19 protein-coding genes are annotated in these 19269 nt (G+C 62.6%); 12 read left to right on the forward strand and 7 right to left on the reverse strand.

Features of this window, described 5'->3' with window-relative positions; translation table 11 throughout:
• Positions 1 to 12: 12 nt before the first annotated feature.
• The gene (locus tag APH35_RS03145; RefSeq protein ID WP_060514189.1) at positions 13 to 897 is read left to right on the forward strand and encodes a DMT family transporter; all 885 of its coding nucleotides are present in this window, start codon (positions 13 to 15) and stop codon (positions 895 to 897) included.
• A 7-nt stretch (positions 898 to 904) separates the two neighbouring features.
• Here APH35_RS03145 and APH35_RS03150 read toward each other — a convergent pair whose 3' ends face one another.
• Positions 905 to 1789: a hypothetical protein gene (locus APH35_RS03150; RefSeq protein WP_060514190.1), complete on the reverse strand. Its 885-nt coding sequence runs from the start codon at positions 1787 to 1789 to the stop codon at positions 905 to 907.
• A 197-nt stretch (positions 1790 to 1986) separates the two neighbouring features.
• Between APH35_RS03150 and APH35_RS03155 the strand changes: the two genes are divergently transcribed.
• The 4 genes from APH35_RS03155 (at position 1987) to APH35_RS03170 (ending at position 6008) form a co-directional block, all read left to right on the forward strand.
• Entirely contained in the window at positions 1987 to 2967 is a 981-nt protein-coding gene (locus tag APH35_RS03155; RefSeq protein WP_012272042.1) for an aliphatic sulfonate ABC transporter substrate-binding protein, read from the forward strand.
• A 16-nt stretch (positions 2968 to 2983) separates the two neighbouring features.
• Positions 2984 to 4375 carry an LLM class flavin-dependent oxidoreductase gene (locus APH35_RS03160; protein WP_060493444.1) on the forward strand — a complete coding sequence of 464 codons (1392 nt, stop codon included), beginning with the start codon at positions 2984 to 2986 and terminating at the stop codon, positions 4373 to 4375.
• 106 nt (positions 4376 to 4481) lie between these two features.
• Positions 4482 to 5318, forward strand: coding sequence for a bifunctional allantoicase/(S)-ureidoglycine aminohydrolase (locus APH35_RS03165; protein WP_016499386.1), 837 nt, complete (start codon positions 4482 to 4484; stop codon positions 5316 to 5318).
• 90 nt (positions 5319 to 5408) lie between these two features.
• Entirely contained in the window at positions 5409 to 6008 is a 600-nt protein-coding gene (locus APH35_RS03170; RefSeq protein WP_012272039.1) for an START domain-containing protein, read from the forward strand.
• Positions 6009 to 6043: 35 nt separating this feature from the next.
• Here the strand turns inward: APH35_RS03170 and APH35_RS03175 are convergent, their stop codons facing one another.
• Positions 6044 to 7462: an amino acid permease gene (locus APH35_RS03175; RefSeq protein ID WP_060514191.1), complete on the reverse strand. Its 1419-nt coding sequence runs from the start codon at positions 7460 to 7462 to the stop codon at positions 6044 to 6046.
• 344 nt (positions 7463 to 7806) lie between these two features.
• The gene (locus tag APH35_RS03180; protein ID WP_012272037.1) at positions 7807 to 8229 is read right to left on the reverse strand and encodes an Lrp/AsnC family transcriptional regulator; all 423 of its coding nucleotides are present in this window, start codon (positions 8227 to 8229) and stop codon (positions 7807 to 7809) included.
• A gap of 183 nt (positions 8230 to 8412) precedes the next feature.
• On the opposite strand from APH35_RS03180, the gene APH35_RS03185 reads away from it, so the two are divergent.
• Both APH35_RS03185 and ctlX read left to right on the forward strand, forming a co-directional pair.
• On the forward strand, positions 8413 to 9465 hold the full coding sequence (locus APH35_RS03185) for an ornithine cyclodeaminase (protein ID WP_060493445.1): 1053 nt from the start codon (positions 8413 to 8415) through the stop codon (positions 9463 to 9465).
• 26 nt (positions 9466 to 9491) lie between these two features.
• Positions 9492 to 10454, forward strand: coding sequence for a citrulline utilization hydrolase CtlX (ctlX, locus tag APH35_RS03190; protein ID WP_171577261.1), 963 nt, complete (start codon positions 9492 to 9494; stop codon positions 10452 to 10454).
• A gap of 176 nt (positions 10455 to 10630) precedes the next feature.
• Here ctlX and APH35_RS03195 read toward each other — a convergent pair whose 3' ends face one another.
• Both APH35_RS03195 and ggt read right to left on the reverse strand, forming a co-directional pair.
• Positions 10631 to 11512: a LysR substrate-binding domain-containing protein gene (locus APH35_RS03195; protein WP_012272034.1), complete on the reverse strand. Its 882-nt coding sequence runs from the start codon at positions 11510 to 11512 to the stop codon at positions 10631 to 10633.
• Between the two features lie 44 nt (positions 11513 to 11556).
• Positions 11557 to 13347, reverse strand: a complete 1791-nt coding sequence (ggt, locus tag APH35_RS03200; protein WP_060514192.1) for a gamma-glutamyltransferase — start codon at positions 13345 to 13347, stop codon at positions 11557 to 11559.
• Between the two features lie 116 nt (positions 13348 to 13463).
• On the opposite strand from ggt, the gene APH35_RS03205 reads away from it, so the two are divergent.
• Positions 13464 to 14117 (forward strand): ankyrin repeat domain-containing protein, encoded by a 654-nt coding sequence (locus tag APH35_RS03205; RefSeq protein WP_060493449.1) that lies wholly within the window; start codon positions 13464 to 13466, stop codon positions 14115 to 14117.
• A gap of 43 nt (positions 14118 to 14160) precedes the next feature.
• Here the strand turns inward: APH35_RS03205 and pobA are convergent, their stop codons facing one another.
• Positions 14161 to 15348: a 4-hydroxybenzoate 3-monooxygenase gene (gene pobA / locus APH35_RS03210; protein WP_060514193.1), complete on the reverse strand. Its 1188-nt coding sequence runs from the start codon at positions 15346 to 15348 to the stop codon at positions 14161 to 14163.
• Between the two features lie 173 nt (positions 15349 to 15521).
• On the opposite strand from pobA, the gene APH35_RS03215 reads away from it, so the two are divergent.
• From APH35_RS03215 to APH35_RS03225, 3 genes are all read left to right on the forward strand, one after another.
• Entirely contained in the window at positions 15522 to 16400 is an 879-nt protein-coding gene (locus APH35_RS03215) for a helix-turn-helix domain-containing protein (RefSeq protein WP_012272030.1), read from the forward strand.
• Between the two features lie 73 nt (positions 16401 to 16473).
• Positions 16474 to 16872 (forward strand): MerR family transcriptional regulator, encoded by a 399-nt coding sequence (locus APH35_RS03220; protein WP_003247847.1) that lies wholly within the window; start codon positions 16474 to 16476, stop codon positions 16870 to 16872.
• A 19-nt stretch (positions 16873 to 16891) separates the two neighbouring features.
• Entirely contained in the window at positions 16892 to 17791 is a 900-nt protein-coding gene (locus APH35_RS03225; protein WP_060493452.1) for a hydroxymethylglutaryl-CoA lyase, read from the forward strand.
• Between the two features lie 532 nt (positions 17792 to 18323).
• Here the strand turns inward: APH35_RS03225 and APH35_RS03230 are convergent.
• Entirely contained in the window at positions 18324 to 18842 is a 519-nt protein-coding gene (locus APH35_RS03230) for an MgtC/SapB family protein (RefSeq protein WP_003247836.1), read from the reverse strand.
• A 140-nt stretch (positions 18843 to 18982) separates the two neighbouring features.
• On the opposite strand from APH35_RS03230, the gene APH35_RS03235 reads away from it, so the two are divergent.
• Positions 18983 to 19222, forward strand: coding sequence for a DUF3203 family protein (locus APH35_RS03235; protein ID WP_012272027.1), 240 nt, complete (start codon positions 18983 to 18985; stop codon positions 19220 to 19222).
• The last annotated feature ends 47 nt before the right edge of the window (positions 19223 to 19269 follow it).

Here is a 19269-nt window from a genome sequence, read left to right on the forward strand (position 1 = left end):
GGACCCTGCCTCATGCACCCGCGCGACCTCGCCGCCTACCTGTTCCTGGCCATCGCCTGGGGCTTTTCTTTCCTGGTGCTGCTCAAGGTGGTGCATGCCTTTGGCTGGGTGGGCGCGGTCAGCCTACGGGCACTGATTGCCAGCGGCACCCTGGCGACCCTTGCCGCCCTGTTGGGCCGCAGGCTGCGCCTGCGCTCGCTGCTGGTACCCTTGCTGGTGGTGGGCGCGACCACGGTGGCCGGGCAACTGATCGGCATGTCATACGCCACCCCACGTATCGGTACGGCCATGGCGGCCATTTTTGTCGCCACCATTCCGCTGTTTTCAATGCTGATCGGGCGGGTGTGGGGGCTGGAGAAAATCACCCCGCAAGGCCTGACCGGGCTGCTGCTGGGTATTGTCGGCATCGTCATACTGGTCGGTTTTCCGGCCCGCCCTGTAGATGACGATTTCATCCACGGCTGCATCGCTTCGCTGCTAGGCGCCATCAGCGCCGCCTACGGCAGCAATTACGCCAGCCTGCACCTGCGCGGCCAGGACCCGTGGACAGTCACCGGCGGCGCGTTCCTGGCTGGCGGGCTGCTGACCCTGCCGCTGCTGCTGGCAGTACCGGTGCCCAGCGTGCCACAGGCGGGCGATTGGCTTTACCTGCTGATTAGCGGCGCAGTGATGAGCGCTACCACCTATGTACTGTATTTTGGCCTGGTAGCCCGCATCGGCGCGACCCGCGCCATCAGCGTGGAGTTCGTGGTCACGCTGGTAGCGGTATTGGTCGGCGCGCTGTTTCTCGATGAAGCCCTCAGCCTGTTGCAGGCAGCAGGTGGCCTGATAATTCTGCTTGGCTGCATGCTGGTGCTGGGCCTGCTGCCAAGGCGCAAGCAGCGGCTGCCCAGCTAGTGCGGGGTCAGTCGCGCTGGGCGGTGTCGCGCGTCGGTGGCGGGGTCAGGTGCAGCACGCGATTGCGCCCGCCCTCGGCGAGCAAGTAGCCGCCCTTGCGGTCTGCCACGATCGACTGCGGCGCCTTGAGGAAGGTCAGCATGGTGTGCTGGACGCCGTCAGCGTCGATGAGCAACAAGCGCGCGCGGTGCGTGTTGTCCTCGCTGATCCACAGGCCACGTTGGTCACAGTACAAGAACGTAGGGTTACGCAGGCCGTCGACCACTACTGGGTCGCGGCCATCGTCGGACAGGGCGCGGACCTTGCCATTGGCCTTTTCGGTATACAGCAGGCGGCCATCACTGCAACGGGTAAGGCCTTCGGTTTCGGTCAGGCCGGAACGCAGCACATCGAGCTGGCCGCTGTTCCAGTCATAGCGCATCAGGCGGCCGTTGCCCTTGCGGTCTTCGATAGCGAACAGATGGTCGCCGTCGTTCCACAGGCCTTGCACGCTCTCGCCATCGAACAGGTGGGTTACCTGGCCATCGCGAGACAGGCTGACGGGAGCCTGACCACCTTCCTGGCTGAACACCCAACCGCCCTGCGCCGCCACCATGCCATCAGGCTTGGACAGGTTGTCGATCACCACCACGCGATCACCGCTAGCGGTGATCTTGAGGATGCTGCCCCGGCCGTCGTCCAGCTCACGGCTGACCAGCAAGCTGCCATCGGCTTGTGGCAGCAACGAGGCGGCCTTGGTCACGTCGCGATGCAACACCTCGACATCCCAACCGGAAGCGGCCTGAACCGGGTAGAAACTTTGCCAGGCGAAGAAGCCCAGGGTGGCCACGAGCAGGCCAGTGGTGGCAGTCAAGGCGATGCGGGTGCTGCGCTTGCGCAGGATGTGCGGCATGTAGGGCTCCTCGGGATTGCTGGGGATCCTAGCAAGCGAATGTGAAAAAAATGTCGAAACCCACCGTACAGTTACAAAACAAAAGGATATAAAAATAACAAAACAATCTAACAAACTGGAATATATAAATTGAAAGCCTTACGCCGGCTCCTTAGTCTGGATGCATCGCCTCTCAGCCGATTCAAGGAACTATGCCCATGCCCGCCCGCACCTTCTCTCCCCTACGCCGTCTGCTGATCGGCGGATTGCTGGCCAGTGTCGCCAGCGCCTTGCTGCCCTGGTCCGAAGCCATTGCCGATGACGCCAAGACCCTGCGCATCGGTTACCAGAAGTTCAACAGCATCAACATCCTCAAAGGCAGCGGCGCGCTGGAGAAGGCCCTGGCACCGCAAGGCGTGAACGTGAGCTGGCACGAGTTTGCCGCCGGCCCGCAGTTGCTCGAAGCGCTGAGCACTGGCGCCATCGACCTCGGCCACGCTGCCGACGCCCCGTCGGTATTCGCCCAAGCCGCAGGCAAGCCGGTGGTGTACCTGGCTGCCGAACAACCGTATCCACGCGGCATCGGCCTGGTGGTGCGCGAGCAGGACCACCTGGCCAGCGTGCAGGACCTCAAAGGCAAGCGCGTGGCTACCGGCCGTGGCTGGAATGCCCAGTACCTGCTGGCCGTCGCGCTGGAACAAGCGGGCCTCAGCTATCAGGACATCACCCCCGCCTACGTCAACAATGCCGCCGATGCCGTGGCCGCGCTGCAATCGGGCAGTGTCCAGGCGGTGACCCTGTGGGACCCGTTCCTCGCCGCCGCAGAAAGCCAACCAGGGCTGAAAAACCTGCGCGACGGCAGCGGCCTGTCCAACAACCGCACCTTCTACCTGTCCACCGCCAGCTATGCCGACCAGCACCGTGCGCTGCTGAAGACCTTCTTTACCGAACTGGGCAAGGTCAGCCAGTGGGCCAACGCCAAGCCAGCCGAAGTCGCCGCGCTGCTGGCTCCGCAGCTGGGTATCAGCGCCAACGTGTTGGAAGTGGCCAGCGAACGGCGCAACTACAACGCCGTGGCCATTACCCCGCAGATCGTTGCCGAACAACAGAAGCTGGCCGATACCTTCCAGGGCCTAGGCCTGATTCCACGCAAGCTGCAGGTGGCCGATGCGGTCTACCCGGCTTCCGTGTTGCCTTGAGCGGAGCGCGCCGACCATGCCTCGCCCGATCCGCTTCAACGCCTTCAGCATGAACGCTGCCAGCCACCAATCCCCCGGCCTGTGGCGCCACCCACGCAACACCAGCGTGGCGTTCAACCGCCTGAACTACTGGACCGACCTGGCCCGCCTGCTTGAACGGGGCCTGTTCGACGCACTCTTCATTGCCGATGTGCTGGGCATCTACGACGTTTACCAGGGCGGCCCTGAAGCCGCCCTGCGCGGCGGCGTGCAGGTGCCGGTCAACGACCCGCTACTGCTGGTGCCGGCGATGGCCGGCGTTACCGAACACCTGGGTTTCGGTGTCACCTTCTCGTTGACCTACGAGCACCCTTACCCCTTCGCCCGGCGCATGTCCACGCTCGATCACCTGAGCAATGGCCGGGTCGGCTGGAACATCGTCACCGGCTACCTGGACAGCGCCGCCCGCAACCTGGGCCTGGCGCGTCAACTGGGCCACGACCAACGCTACGACCTGGCCGAGGAATACCTGCAGGTGTTGTACAAACTGTGGGAAAAAAGCTGGGACGACGATGCCGTGCTGTTGGAGCGCGACAGTGGGCGCTATATCGAACCCTCGCGGGTACACCCCATCAACCATGTGGGCGAGCATTTTCAGGTGCCCGGCATGCACCTGTGCCAGCCGTCGCCGCAGCGCACGCCGGTGCTGTTCCAGGCCGGGGCTTCGGCACGCGGCCAGCAGTTTGCCGCACGGCATGCCGAATGCGTGTTCATCAGCGGCCCAACGCCCACGGTGTTGCGCCGCTACGCCGACGGCATTCGCCAGGCCAGCGAGGCAGCTGGGCGTGGCCGTGACGAAGTGCTGATCTACGCCCAGGCGCTATTGATCGTCGCCCCCACGAGGGAGCAAGCCGAGGCTCGCTTCGCCGAATACCGGCGCTATGTCGACCTGGACGCCGCCCTGGCACTGTTGTCGGGCTGGACCGGTATCGACTTTGCGGGCCTCGACCCCGACGCGCCGATCGAATACGTCGAAAACGACGCTGGCCGCGCTGCCTTGGCGGCCTTTACGGCAGCCGACCCTGGCCGCCGCTGGACCGTACGCGAGGCCGCCGAGTTCGTTGGCCTGGGGGGCCGAGGCCCGGTGTTGGTGGGTGCCGCCAGCGAGGTGGCCGACCAGCTGGAAAGCTGGCTGGACCAGACCGGCATCGATGGTTTCAACCTGACGTACGCCGTGCAACCGGACGACCTGGCCAATGTGGTCGAGCTATTGGTGCCCGAGCTGCAGCGCCGCGGCCGCTACCCGCTGAACTACACCGAAGGTACCTTGCGCCACAAACTGTTCGGCCAAGGCGACCAGTTACCGGAACAGCATGTTGGGCGTCAGGTAGACATTCAGCAATCAAATACCGGGTATTCCAACATTTAATTTGTGGATGGCGCGCGCTCGACCCTATTCTGTCGCCACATCCCCTGCGCCGCACCGGCCGGTGCGGTTCAAGGCACGGGGAGAGAACAACAAGTCGAGATCGTCCATGTCGAACCATTCGTACTTCGCCCCCCACGGTGGGCACCCGGCTCAAACCGAGCTGCTGACTGACCGTGCCATGTTCACCGAAGCCTACGCTGTCATCCCTAAAGGCGTGATGCGTGACATCGTCACCAGCCACCTGCCGTTCTGGGACAAGATGCGCATGTGGGTCATCGCCCGCCCGCTGACCGGCTTTGCCGAAACCTTCTCCCAGTACATCGTCGAGCTGGCCCCGGAAGGCGGCAGCGAGCGCCCTGAGCTGGACCCGAACGCGGAAGCCGTGGTGTTCATCGTAGAGGGCGAACTGGACATCACCGTCGAAGGCAAGCACCACACCCTGGTACCAGGCGGCTACGCCTTCCTGGCCCCGGGCGCCGAATGGAGCCTGCGCAACAACAGCAAGTCCAACGTCACCTTCCACTGGCTGCGCAAGCACTACCAGAAAGTTGAAGGCCTGGACGTACCAGAATCCTTCGTCACCCACCGTGACAACGCCACCGTCATCGAGATGCCGGGCACCGAAGGCCGCTGGAAAACCACCCGTTTCGTCGACATGGCCGACATGCGCCACGACATGCACGTGAACATCGTCACCTTCCAGCCGGGCGGCGTGATCCCGTTCGCTGAAACCCACGTGATGGAACACGGCCTGTACGTGCTGGAAGGCAAGGCGGTGTATCGCCTGAACCAGGACTGGGTCGAAGTGGAAGCTGGCGACTTCATGTGGCTGCGCGCCTTCTGCCCGCAAGCCTGCTACGCCGGCGGCCCAGGCAACTTCAGCTACTTGCTGTACAAGGACGTGAACCGTCACGTACACCTGACACTGAACCCTAAGCGCTAAGCCCAGGCTGATGCCCGCAAGCCCGCCAACCTGGCGGGCTTTCTGTTTGCCGCGCATACTCAAACACCCATCCCTCGCGCGGTACCAGCCATGAACCGCTGCCTGCTGCTCGCCGCCCTGCTGCTGTGCACCTCTGCCCTGGCTGCCGATGACTGGAACCTGGCCTACGATCGCGAAGGCATTCGCGTGTACCTGAGCGCCGCAGCGGATTCGCCCTACCAGCAATTTCGTGGCGTGAGCACCATGAAAGCCAGCGTACGCACCCTTACCGACCTGCAAGAGAACCTGCGCGTAGCCTGCAAATGGCTGTACGCCTGTGACCAGATGCGTTTGCTGGACGTGGACGGCGCCAATACCTGGGTGTACCTGACCACCAACCTGCCCTGGCCGACGATGCCGCGGGACATCGTGCTGAAGGTGACCAGCGAACGCCTGGACGACGGCACCCTGCTGCGGCACCTGAGTGCCGAGCCCGACAGGATCCCCAAGGTGGACGGGCTGATCCGCGTGCAGCACCTGAGCGGCGAGTGGCGGATGAAGCCGCTGGGTGAGCGCGAAACCGAAGTGACGTATCAGTTGCAAGCCGACCCGGCCGGGGACGTGCCGGGCTGGCTTGCCAATCGGTTCGTGGTGGATGCACCAGTGGTGACGTTGCGTACGTTGCGGGCGGTGGCTGAGCGCCAGCCTTGAGGTGTGGGCAGCCCTGCGCTTTACGGCCGCGAACGCTAGGCGGCGGTAGCTGCCTGTGGCCGCATACATGCCTTGGCCCGGCGCCGGTAGGCCAGCAGCAGGCCCGCGTACCACAACGGCATCACGTACAACGCCGTGCGGGTGTCCGGTTCCAGGGCCAGCAGGCACAGCACGAAGATCAGGAACAGCTGCGCCAGCGCAGCGGTGGCCTTGCCACCTGGCAGCTTGAACCTGGACCGCTCATGGGCCTGCGGATTCTGCCGACGGTAAGCGAAGTAGGACAGCAGGATCAGTGACCAGGTAACGATGATCATCACTGCGGAGATGGTCGACACCAGGGTAAACACGGTCATCACTTCTGGAATCACGAACAGCAGCGTCAAGGCAATCGCCATGCACACCCCCGAGAACACCAGCGCCCGCACGGGCGTACCCGAGCCGGACAGCCGCCCGAACGCCACAGGCGCCTGCTGCTGATGTGACAGGCCGTAGAGCATCCGCGAGCCCGAGTAGACACCGCTGTTGGCCGACGACGCAGCCGACGTCAGCACCACGAAGTTGATGATGCCAGCGGCTGCGGGCAACCCGCCAAGCAGGAACAGTTCAACGAATGGGCTGCGGTTGGCCGGCACATTGGCCCAGGAGACCACACTGATGATGCACACCAGCGAACAGATGTAGAACAACAGGATGCGCACGGGGATGGTGTTGATTGCCTTGGGCAGGGTCTTCTCCGGGTCTTTGGCCTCCGCCGCTGCGGTGCCGATCAGCTCGGTGCCGACAAAGGAGAAGATGGCGATCTGAAACCCGGCGAGAAAGCCCAGGATGCCATGTGGCATGACCACGCCCGGTGCTACCAGGTGGCTGAACGAGGCGGTTACCCCTGCCGGCGAAGTGTAGGAGGTCGCGACCATTACCAGGCCGGTCACCACCAACAGCACGATGGCGACGATCTTGATCAGGCCAAACCAGAACTCCACTTCACCAAAGGCCTTCACCGCCAGCATGTTCAGCCCCAGCAGCAGGAACATGGTACCGAAGGCCGGTAGCCAGGTAGGCACATCGGGGTACCAGTACTGCACGAACCCCGCGACCACCACCACGTCACCCACCGCTGCCACTACCCAGCTGAGCCAGTACGACCAGCTGAGAATGTAACCGGCCCGTGGGCCCAGGTAGTTGTGCACCAGGTCGGCGAACGATTCCATCTGCAGGTTGGCCAGCAGCATCTCGCCCATGGCGCGCATGATGCAGAACACGAAAAAACCGATGATGGCGTAGACGAGGATGATCGAGGTGCCAGACAGCGCAATGATCTTGCCCGAACCCATGAACAGGCCGGTACCAATCGCACCACTGATGGAAATGAGCTGTATGTGCCGGTTTTCCAGCCGCCGTTTGAGCACACGGCCTTCTTCTGGAACTGCGCTTTGCGCGTTGCACGTTGGTTGCATAGTTGACCTCTTATTCTTTTTTTTGTAAAACCCCGCCGCCCCGCGCCGCACCATTTAATTGGTACTAAAGTGCAGGTTCTCGCCATTCAAGTCAGTCGAAACGTGGGTATTAACTCAGATGAAAAAACAGTGCCCGGTGCAACTTCGCAGCGGGTGTATTTGTTCTATTGAAACGCACCCAAGTGGCGCGTCCGATACAGTCCCGCGAAAGCCGTTTCATTCTGCCAGCGGCCCCGGTCAAGCGGAACGCTACAGAATGCACACCACCATCGGGATTTTGTGCAGTGTGAAAAGCCCGGGTGACAGTTTGCACAATGCACCTGCCAGAAGGCTTGACCCGGCAGTCACATCTTGTAGGTCGAAAGCAGAATGCTGGTCTCGGTGTTTTCGATGTGTGGTATCGAGCGAATGGTGTTCAACGCCCGGTCGAAGGCCTCGAGGGTGTCGGCGCGCAGCTCGGCCATCAGGTCCCAGCGGCCATTGGTGGTATGGATGGCCACCACGTTGGGGTGCCCACGCAGCGCGTGCTTGACCTCTGCGGCGTGGTGGCCGCTGATACCGATGCTGGTGATTGCGCGCACGCCCTGCTCCAGCGCATCGGAGCGCAGGCGTACCGTGTAGCCGATGATCACGCCCTGCTCTTCGAGCCGGGTAATACGGTTTTGCACGGTTGCCCGTGCCACCTTGAGCTTCTTTGCCAGGGTCAGCACGGGGGTGCGTGCATTGTCCCGCAACAGTGCAATCAGTTCCCGATCAATAGTGTCCATAGGCCTGCCAAATAATCAGATTGCTACTTTGGGGTGGCAGATTGTCTAGAAAGTTGACAAAACTGGCAACCTGCATTCTTCCGATTGACGCAACCTTTCATCAAAATGTTCACGCCACTTCAACAATCTCAAGCGTGCACCCGGAAGTACAGGGGTGACCGCGCAATAACAAGGTGCAAGAGCATGACGTATTTCATTGATGTTCCAACCATGTCGGACTTGGTACATGACATTGGCGTAGCGCCCTTCATTGGTGAACTGGCGGCAGCCATTCGCGAAGACTTCAAACGCTGGCAGGAGTTTGACAAGTCTGCGCGAGTTGCCAGCCATTCGGAAGTGGGTGTAATTGAACTGATGCCGGTCGCCGACAACAGCCGCTATGCCTTCAAATACGTCAACGGCCACCCGGCCAACACGGCCCGCGACCTGCATACGGTCATGGCCTTCGGCGTGCTGGCCGATGTCGACACCGGTTACCCGGTGCTGCTGTCCGAGCTGACCATCGCCACCGCCCTGCGCACCGCTGCGACATCGCTGATGGCAGCCCAGGCACTGGCCCGGCCCAATTCGCGCAAGATGGCGTTGATTGGCAACGGCGCACAAAGCGAGTTCCAGGCACTGGCCTTCCACAAGCACCTGGGCATCGAAGAAATCGTAGCCTACGACACCGACCCGCTGGCCACCGCCAAGCTGATCGCCAACCTCAAGGAATACAGTGGCCTGACCATCCGCCGGGCCGGCTCGGTGGCCGAAGCGGTGAAAGGCGTGGACATCATCACCACGGTGACCGCCGACAAGGCCTACGCCACCATCATCACCCCCGACATGCTCGAACCCGGCATGCACCTGAACGCTGTGGGTGGTGACTGCCCAGGCAAGACCGAGCTGCACGCCGATGTACTGCGCAAGGCCCGAGTGTTCGTCGAGTACGAACCGCAAACCCGTGTCGAAGGTGACATCCAGCAGTTGCCGGCAGACTTCCCGGTGATCGATTTGTGGCGCGTGCTGCGCGGTGAAAGCGAGGGCCGCCAAAGCGACAGCCAAGTCACCGTGTTCGATTCGGTGGGCTTCGCCCTGGAAGACTACACCGTACTACGGTACGTACTACAGCAGGCTGAAAAGCGCGGCATGGGCGCGAAGATCGACCTGGTGCCATGGGTAGAAGACGACCCGAAAGACCTGTTCAGCCATACCCGCGGCCGCGCGGGCAAAAGCCGCATCCGACGCGTTGCCTGACCCTGCTCCCAACCCGGTATTCCCACATGGCATTTCCAACGCGTTCGATTCAAGCACCTGCAGCCGTGGTCATGGTCCGGCCACATGCCTTCACCCCCAACCCAGAGACCGCAGCCGACAACTCGTTTCAACGCAGCCACCCGAGCCTCGCCGCACAAGCGCTGGCCGAGGTGGCACGTGATGAAGTCACCCAGGCCGTCGGTCGCCTTGAGGCCGAAGGCGTACGGGTACACCTGTTCGACGACTTCGGCGAACTCAATACCCCTGACTCGGTATTCCCCAACAACTGGTTCTCCACCCACCCCGGAGGGCACATCGCGATCTACTCGATGTACTCGCGCAACCGCCGCCGCGAGCGGCGCACCGATGTGATCGAAATGCTCAAGCATGAGTACCGCGTACAGGATGTCATCGACTATTCAGGGCTGGAGCAGGACGAACTGTTCCTCGAAGGGACCGGCGCCATGGTGTTCGACCACCTGTCACGGGTGGCCTACACCGCGCGTTCCAACCGCGCCGACCCGATTGCTCTCGAACGTTTCAGCACACACTTCAACTTTGAGCCGATGGTGTTCGACACGGCCGATGAACAAGGCACGCCGATCTACCACACCAATGTGCTGATGTGCGTGGCGACCGAGTTTGCCCTGGTAGGCTTCGGCACCTTCACCAACAAGGCGCGAGCCGAGGAAGTGCGCATGCGCCTGATTGAATCGGGGCGCGATGTGATCGACCTGAGCAACCAGCAAATCAGCCAGTTTGCCGGCAATGCCATCGAACTGTCCGGGCGTGACGGGCGCATTCTGGCGCTGTCACGCAAGGCCTTCGACAGCCTGAACGCCGAGCAACGCCAACGCATCGAACGCTCGGCGCGGCTGGTGCCACTGGACGTGCCGACCATCGAGATGGCCGGCGGCTCGGTGCGCTGCATGATTGCCGGCATTCACCTGTCGCCCCGCCTGGCTGCGGCGTACACCTGCGCCGGATGACTCGCGGCCTTGGTGCTGGTTGACGCGGTCGGTGTAGGAGCGGCCTTGTGTCGCGAAAGGGCCGCCACGCGGCCCCAGCAACTTGTGCACCACCGCTGAAATTCTGGGGCTGCTTTGCAGCCCTTTCGCGACACAAGGCCGCTCCTACAGCGACCGCGTCAGATCGTCAGGCCGCGTCAGATGCCACCACCTGCCAATAGCTGCGTCATCACCTCGGCCAACGCCTTGACCATCACATCTGCCGTCGGCCGGTGGACGATGACGATCTCATAGCTGTCGACCTCCGGCAGCCCTTGCCCTGCCCCCAGCACCCGGTGCTCACCAGTGGCCGCCCTTGGTGGCAGCAGGCTCACGCCCATGCCATCGGCGACCGCGGCCTGGATGCCACTGAGGCTGGAACTGGTGAAGCTGATACGCCAGCGTCGGCCCATGCCTTCGATCGCGTTGATCATGTCTTCGCGGTACAGGCCGCGTGGCGGGAAGGTCACCAGCGGGATCGGGTCGAGCTCGAAGGCGGGCGTACGCGCGCTGTCGATCCATTGCAGGCGCTCTGGCCAGCAGGCCACGCCCTCGCGGGTGTTGCGCCGCTGCTTGAGCAGCACCAGGTCAAGTTCACCATTGTCGTAGGCCTGGCTGAGGTCCCGGCACAAGCCACTGGTCACTTCCAGCTTCACCTGTGGCTGCAGCCGGCTGAAGGCCGACAACGCATTGGTGGTACGCCCGCCAACGAAGTCCTCGGGCACGCCAAGGCGCACGGTGGTACCCACCATCGCCCCGGCCAGGGCCTCGAGCATCTGGTCGTTCAGCGCCAGCATGTGCCGGGCATAGCCGAGCAGGGTTTGCCCGGCATCGGTCGGTAGCACATCACGGTTGCCGCGTACCAGTAGGCGGTGGCCGACCATGTCTTCCAGGCGGCGCACCTTCTGGCTGATCGTCGACTGGGTCGAATGCAGGCGCGCGGCAGCGGTGGTGAAGCTGCCGCAATCGGCCACCACGACAATGGCGCGCAGCAGGTCGAGGTCGAACAGAGCCCTATTCGATTTCACGCTGATAGACATCTTGGTATTCAACTACTGAATGGCGAACCTGCGTTCTATCACGGCTAGTCGCCAAGGGCCACACCTTCCCGCCGAGGGTCGGCACCACCTGACCAACCCTCGCCACTGCGCTGGATGATCTGCATGCCGCTGGTCATGGTCATCGGTGTCACGTCGTGTCCCCAGGCCGCCAACTGGCGGATCAGCGACGAGCTGGCCAGCCCTGCTTCCACTTCGGTACCCGCATTGCGGCTGCCGAAGTTGGGCAGGCCGGCGGCCTGCTGCGGGTCGAGCTGCCAATCCAGCAGGCCGACCAGCGCCTTGTTCACGTAACCAATGATCTGAGAACCGCCCGGCGAGCCGAGGCTGGCCACAAGCTCGCCAGAGGCACGCGAGAACACCAAGGTCGGCGCCATGGCCGACAGTGGCCGCTTGCCCGGCTGCACCCGGTTGGCCACCGGCTTGCCGTGCTCTTGGGGGGTGAAGGAAAAGTCGGTCAGGTGATTGTTGAGCAGGAAGCCTTTGACCATCAGGTGCGAACCGAATGCGGCCTCCACCGAGCTGGTCATGGCCAAGGCCTGCCCACTGTCATCCACGGCACTGAGGTGCGACGTGGAAATGCGCAATGGCGAGCGGTCAGGCGCCAGGGCCAGGTCCGCGCCTTGCGGCCGGCCCGGCAGTGCACGCTTCATGCTGTATTCACCGATCAAGGCGGCGCGGCTGGCCAGGTAGGCGGGATCGGTCAGGGCCTTGACCGGGACCGGCACATAGTCGCTGTCAGCCAGGTACTGGGCGCGGTCGGCATAGGCCAGGCGTTCGGCCTCGGCAATCAGATGCACGGCCAGTGGCGGTGCCTCCAGCCGGGCCGGGGACGAGGTGGCCAGCGGACGCAGCGCTGCCAGGTCGCGCTGGGGCGCAGCGCGTTGCACGGCTTCGAGCATGCCCAAGGTCTGCAGCACCGTCACCCCGCCCGACGATGGCGGCGGCATGCCGCATATTCGCCAGGCTTTGTAAGGGCCACACACCGGCTCGCGCTCCTTGGCCTGATACTGCTGCAAGTCCTGCAGCGACAGGTAACCCGCATTGGCATGGCTGCGCACCTTGGCCACAATGGCTTCGGCAATTTCACCGCTGTAGAACGCCTCGGGGCCTTCTGCCGCGATCCGCTCGAAGGTGTAGGCCAACTCAGGGTTTCGCAGTGTTGTGCCCACTGCCAGCGGCTTGCCCTGTTCATCCAGAAAATAGCGAGCCATTGCGGGTGAACGGCCAATGTAGGGGTCCCCGGCCAGCAACGTGTGCAGGCGCTCGGAAACCGCGAAACCGTTGCGTGCCAGGGCAATGGCCGGGGCGAACAGGTCGCGCCAAGGCAGCTTACCGTGTTGATCGTGGGCCAGTTTCAAGGCACGTAGCACCCCTGGCACGCCGACCGAACGGCCACCAATCTGCGCTGCCCGGAACGGCATCGGTGTACCGTCGGCTTGCAGGAACAGCTTCTCTGTCACCGCCGCCGGCGCAGCCTCGCGACCGTCGAATGCCTGTACGCGCCTGCCGTCCCAATACAAGATGAACGCCCCGCCGCCAATGCCACTGGACTGGGGTTCGACCAGGGTCAGCACCATCTGCATGGCGATGGCAGCGTCAATCGCACTGCCCCCGGCACGCAATATCGCCCGCCCCGCTTCACTGGCCAGCGGGTTGGCGGCAGCGGCCATGTGCCGGCTGGCGTGCACCGGCTGCAGCCCGCTGCGGTAACCAGAGGCCAGCTCCGGTGGTGCGGGCAGCACCTGGTCGGCACAGGCCCAGCCACTGGCAGCCACCAGGCACAGAGCGCTCATCAGCGGCGTAGAAAATTTCATCGTCTTGCTTCCTGCCTTCAACTATTCAGCCAGGCACTGTCGGTCATGCGCAAAGTTAACTTCAAGCCTTGCCGCGATTTTTCTAGGATGTAGCCAGGTCGATAAGGAGCCCGCCCATGCGTTTATCAATTGCCGCGACGCTGTTTGCCCTGTGCACCAGCCTTGCCACCCACGCCGAGACCCGCACTGTGGACAACCGCCTGCACAACGCCGCCCGCCACGATGACGTGCGCACTTTGCAACAATTGCTGGGGCAAGGTGCCCGGCTGGACAGCCGTGATGAGCAAGGGCGCACTGCCCTGCTGGTGGCGACCCACGGCAACCAGCTGGCGGCGGCGAAAGCCCTGATCGAAGCCGGGGCCGATGTGAATGCCAAGGACAACATCGACGACAGCCCCTACCTGTATGCTGGCGCCCGGGGCCTGAACGACATCCTGCGGCTGACCCTGCGCCACGGGGCGGACCTCAAGAGCACCAATCGTTACGGCGGCACCGCGCTGATTCCGGCTGCCGAGCGCGGGCATGTCGAGACCGTGCAAATGTTGATTGATGCCGGCGTTGACGTGAACCACCTTAACCGGCTGCACTGGACCGCGCTTATGGAGGCCGTGGTGCTGGGCGATGGCGGGCCGCGGCATGTGGAGATCGTGCGGCGGTTGCTGGCGGCCGGGGCGGATCGGCAGATTGCCGACAAGGACGGGGTGACCGCGCTGGAGCATGCGCGGCAGCGGGGGTATCGGCAGATGGAGATGCTGCTGGCCCACGAGTAAAGCCTGGCGTTGAAATGCTGGGGCGCAAAGCGCCCCTTAGAAATCACACCACTTCTTCGAACGGCAGCCCCACATAGTTCTCGGCAATGTTCACCAGCCCCGCTGGCGAGGTCAGGAAATACTCGCGGTCAGCCTCCTGCATCTTCTTGTCCCAGGCATCCTTGTGGCTACCGAAATCATGCAGCAGCTGGGTCATGAACCAGCTGAAGCGCTCGCCTTTCCATACCCGGCGCAAGGCCAGCGGCGAGTACTGCTGCAACAGGTCAGTGCGCCCTTCGCGGTATACCTTGAGCAGAATGCGGTACAGGTAGTTGACGTCCGAAGCGGCCAGGTTAAGGCCTTTGGCGCCGGTAGGCGGGACGATGTGCGCGGCGTCACCCACCAGGAACAAGTGGCCATACTGCATCGGCTCTACCACCAGGCTGCGCAGTGGCGCAATGCTTTTTTCCAGGGCTGGGCCCGTAACCAGGTCTGCCGCTACGTCGGCTGGCAAACGGGCTTTCAGCTCGTCCCAGAAACGCTCGTCAGACCATGCTTCGACCCGGTCCTGCAAAGGTACCTGCAGGTAGTAGCGGCTGCGGGTTTGCGAGCGTTGGCTGCACAACGCGAAACCTCGCTCGTGGTGGGCATAGATCAACTCGTGGTTGACCGGTGGGGTGTCCGACAGCAGGCCCAGCCAGCCAAACGGGTAAACCCGCTCGTACTGTTTCAGCACGCCCTCGGGAATGCTTTGCCGAGAGACGCCGTGGAAGCCGTCACAGCCGGCGATATAGTCACAGTCCACCCGATGCACCTGGCCGTCTTTTTCGAAGGTGAGATACGGCTTCTCGCCCTTCAGTTCGTGCGGCTGGACATTGCTGGCTGAATAGATGATTGGCGCGTCGTTGGCTTCACGGGCCTGCATAAGATCACGGGTGACTTCGGTCTGCCCATAGACCATCACCGTCTTGCCGCCGGTGAGGGCCTTGAGGTCCAGGCGTTGGCGGCGCCCGCCAACCAGCAGCTCGACACCTTCGTGCACCAGGCCCTCGCGGTCCATGCGTTCTGAGACTCCGGCTTCGCGCAACAGGTCGACAGTACCTTGCTCCAGCACCCCGGCGCGGATGCGGCCAAGGACATATTCGGCCGTCTGGCGTTCGAGGATGACGTTATCGATACCGGCCTTGTGCAGCAGCTGGCCCAGCAGCAGGCCCGATGGACCTGCACCAATAATTGCAACCTGAGTTTTCATTGTTGTTATCTCTTGTTCGGACGATGCCGGCCCAGGACTGGCAGTGGGCCCGCATCTGCTGTTAGGGTTTGCCCTTGCATTTTTACTGGCAAAAAACGCCAGTTAACTGTGCTATTCCATGCAAAACCTGCACTTTTACAAAAAACGTTCGATTAACGGACAGGTCAGCCCAGATGAAATCCACCCTCCCCGGCGTCCCGTTGTTCAAGCTGTATGGCGAAAACCAGGCGTGGCCCGGCACTGACCTGATGCATTGCGAATCGATCCCGGCACGCAGCCGCCTGCACCACTGGGAGATCAAGCCGCACCAGCATGCCGAGCTGTTCCAACTGCTGTATGTGCAGCGCGGCCAGGCCCAGGTGGAGATCGAGGGGGTGCGCAGTGCCATCGATGAGGCGGCGATCCAGGTGGTACCGCCGATGACCGTGCATGGCTTTCGCTTCAGCGCCGATATCCAGGGCTACGTGCTGACCTTCGGCACTGCGCTGGTAGCGAATCTGGAACAACGCCTGGGTGCGCCACTGACCGTGCTGGCACAACCTGCCTGTTACCCGCTGGGGCATGAGCGCGTGCACCTGCGCAGCCTGATCGACACCCTGCAGCAGGAGTACCAGGGCAATGCCCCGGCGCGCGCGGCAATGCTTGAAGCATTGGTTACCGCGCTTATGGTATGGATCAGCCGCCGCCAACAGTTGGGGCAAGCGCCACGTAACCGCGATGAGCGTGACCGCCTGTTGCTGGGGCAGTATTTGCGCCTGGTTGAAGCGCATTATCGCGAGCATCTGTCGGTAGAGGATTTTGCCGCGCGGCTGAATGTACCGAGCTTGCAGCTTAACCAGCTGTGCCGGGCGCTCAGTGGCCAGACTGCGCTGCAGGTTGTGCACCAGCGTTTGTTGCTGGAGGCTCGGCGTAACCTGATTTACACGCGGATGAGCATCGGGCAGTTATCGGATAGCCTGGGGTTCACCGACCCGACTTACTTTGCGCGGTGGTTCAAGCGTTTGAGCGGGCAGACGCCCAATGGATATCGGCGATCGGGGCAGCCTGACTGATTTGCAGCCGCCTGCTTGACGTATACGTCAACCTGCCTTCAGGATAGCCGCATACCCCACGCCGAGCCCCAGCATGAGCACCCAGACCTACAGCATCTCCGACCTGTCCCGCGAGCTGGACATCACCACCCGCGCGATTCGCTTCTACGAGGAACAGGGCCTGTTGAGCCCAGAGCGCCGTGGCCTGGAGCGTATCTACTCGCCGCGCGACAAGGTCAGCCTGAAGCTCATCCTGCGCGGCAAGCGCATCGGCTTTTCTTTGGCCGAGTGCCGCGAGCTGATCGAGCTGTACGACCCCACCAGCGGCAACCTCAAGCAGCTCAACAGCATGCTGGCGAAAATCGCCGAGCGTCGTGCCCAGCTGGAGCAGCAGATGCTCGACATTCACCAGATGCAACTGGAACTGGACACCGCCCAGGAGCGCTGCGAACAAGCCCTGGCCGCCACCCTGAACAACAAAGACAACCGCTGAACGCCACAGGAAACCCGCCATGTCCTTGCCCAAACACGTCCGCCTGGTCGAAGTAGGCCCCCGCGACGGCCTGCAGAACGAAGCCCAGCCCATCAGTGTCGCCGACAAGGTGCGACTGGTTGACGACCTCACCGAAGCAGGCCTGGCCTATATCGAAGTGGGCAGTTTCGTCTCGCCCAAGTGGGTGCCGCAGATGGCCGGCTCTGCCGAGGTGTTCGCCGGCATTCAGCAACGCCCAGGCGTGACCTATGCAGCGCTGGCGCCGAACCTGCGCGGCTTCGAGGACGCCCTGGCTGCCGGGGTGAAAGAAGTGGCGGTTTTCGCTGCGGCCTCCGAAGCGTTCTCGCAGCGCAACATCAATTGCTCGATCAGTGACAGCCTCAAACGCTTCGAGCCCATCATGGAAGCTGCGCGCAGCCATGGTGTGCGCGTGCGTGGGTATGTGTCGTGCGTGCTCGGCTGCCCTTATGAGGGCAAGGTCAGTGCCGAGCAGGTGGCCCCGGTGGCTCGCGCCCTGCACGACATGGGCTGCTACGAGGTCTCGCTGGGCGACACCATCGGCACCGGCACCGCCGGCGACACCCGCCGCCTGTTCGAGGTGGTCTCGGCGCAAGTACCGCGCGAGCAACTGGCCGGGCACTTCCATGACACTTATGGCCAGGCCCTGGCCAACGTCTATGCCAGCCTGCTTGAAGGCATCAGCGTGTTCGACAGCTCGGTGGCCGGGTTGGGCGGTTGCCCTTACGCCAAGGGCGCTACCGGCAACATCGCCAGTGAAGACGTGGTGTACCTGCTGCAAGGGCTGGGTATTGAAACCGGCATCGACCTGGGCCGGCTGATCGCCGCCGGCCAGCGCATCAGCAGCGTGCTGGGCCGCGACAACGGGTCGCGGGTAGCACGGGCGCGCAGCGCGCAATAAGTCACACGGGTGTCACATACGTGTGGGTGAAGTGTTACCGCCCCCACGTTTCACAGCAAAAAATCGGGTAACAGGGAAACAAATCGACAAAATTTCAGGCCAAGCGGTTTTGACGAAAAAAGCTAAGTGCTTGATTTTAAAGGGTTTGTAAAAGTTGGCACGCACCCTGCTATATCTTCGGTACAACAACAAAAAAAATGTGACACCCAATAAAAACAACAGGTAACGGCTCTGACATAACAAGAACAACACGGCAGAGGCGTAGCAAGCAGATTTTTTTGGAGTCGACACGCTTTTCAGGGGTACGCCCCGCGGTCTGGCACAGAACAATAAAACTACCTCAAGGTAGCAGCAGCCAGGTTCGGATCAGCCATGATGAAAGCAGGTCAGCGCTCAAAAAAATACGTTTGCTCTTGACCCCGCATGGGGGTCGCCCGCGACACCAGGACAAGCCGACAAAAACAACAATAGGCCGGTCCCAATAATAAAAAAAGAGCAGGCAACAACGCTTTGAGGGGAGCTTCGGCTCCCCTCAGTGCTTCCTGCCCTCTTCCTCCTTCTGCTTCTCCTCATCCTGCCCTTCGACCTTCTCTACCAGTAACGGCATCGTGCCCAGTACCAACAGGGCCAGTACCGTGCTGATCAGTGCCGTGGCTTCGCGGCCCATGCCAGCTGCTGTACCGATGGCTGCTGTCATCCACAACCCGGCCGCAGTAGTCAGGCCTTTCACATGGCTGGTGTCCTGGCCATTACCCTTGAGGATGGTGCCCGCCCCCAGAAAGCCGATCCCGGCGACGATGCCCTGGATCACCCGGCTCAACGCTTGCTCGTCAGCCCCGGCCATACTGGGTGCCAGCACGAACAAGGCGGCCCCCAGCGAGACCAGCATATGGGTACGCACCCCGGCAGACTTGCCTTTGTGTTCACGCTCGAATCCCAGCACGGCGCCAAGTACCGCAGCCATCAGCAGGCGCACAAGGATTTGTGTAACCTCGCGCTCATCGGTGACATCGGCGAACTCGGCCTGGATTGCTTGCCAGATGACGTCCATCGCGGTGGTGCCCCCTGCCTGAACATCGTGCTTGCATGGTTGACCTCTGCACACAGGGCAAAGTGCCGCTCAGCCTGCCGATGCAGCAACCAGCCCCAAACCGCGGTCCACCCTGTAACCCCCCCCAGGAGGACCACCCCATGCCCATTGAAGTCGACGAAACCACGCGCCGTTGCACACTGATCGGCGAAGACCTGCGCATCGAAGGTGAAGGCCCTGATATCGAAATCATCACCGACGAACAGTTGCATATGTCGGTGGCCCTGCTTGCGGGCCAGCGTGTGCCGATCACTGAAGCCGAGGCCGACGCACTCACCGTGGCGGGTGCGGTGGATAGCCGCAGGCATCTGAAGGCTAGCGTGCCAGGCTCGGTAATCTAAGGCCTGGCGGGGCCAAGCGGTAAATCTGATATGGTTTTTATCGCAAA

Source organism: Pseudomonas sp. NBRC 111132 (assembly GCF_001320565.1).
Lineage (GTDB): Bacteria > Pseudomonadota > Gammaproteobacteria > Pseudomonadales > Pseudomonadaceae > Aquipseudomonas > Aquipseudomonas putida_P.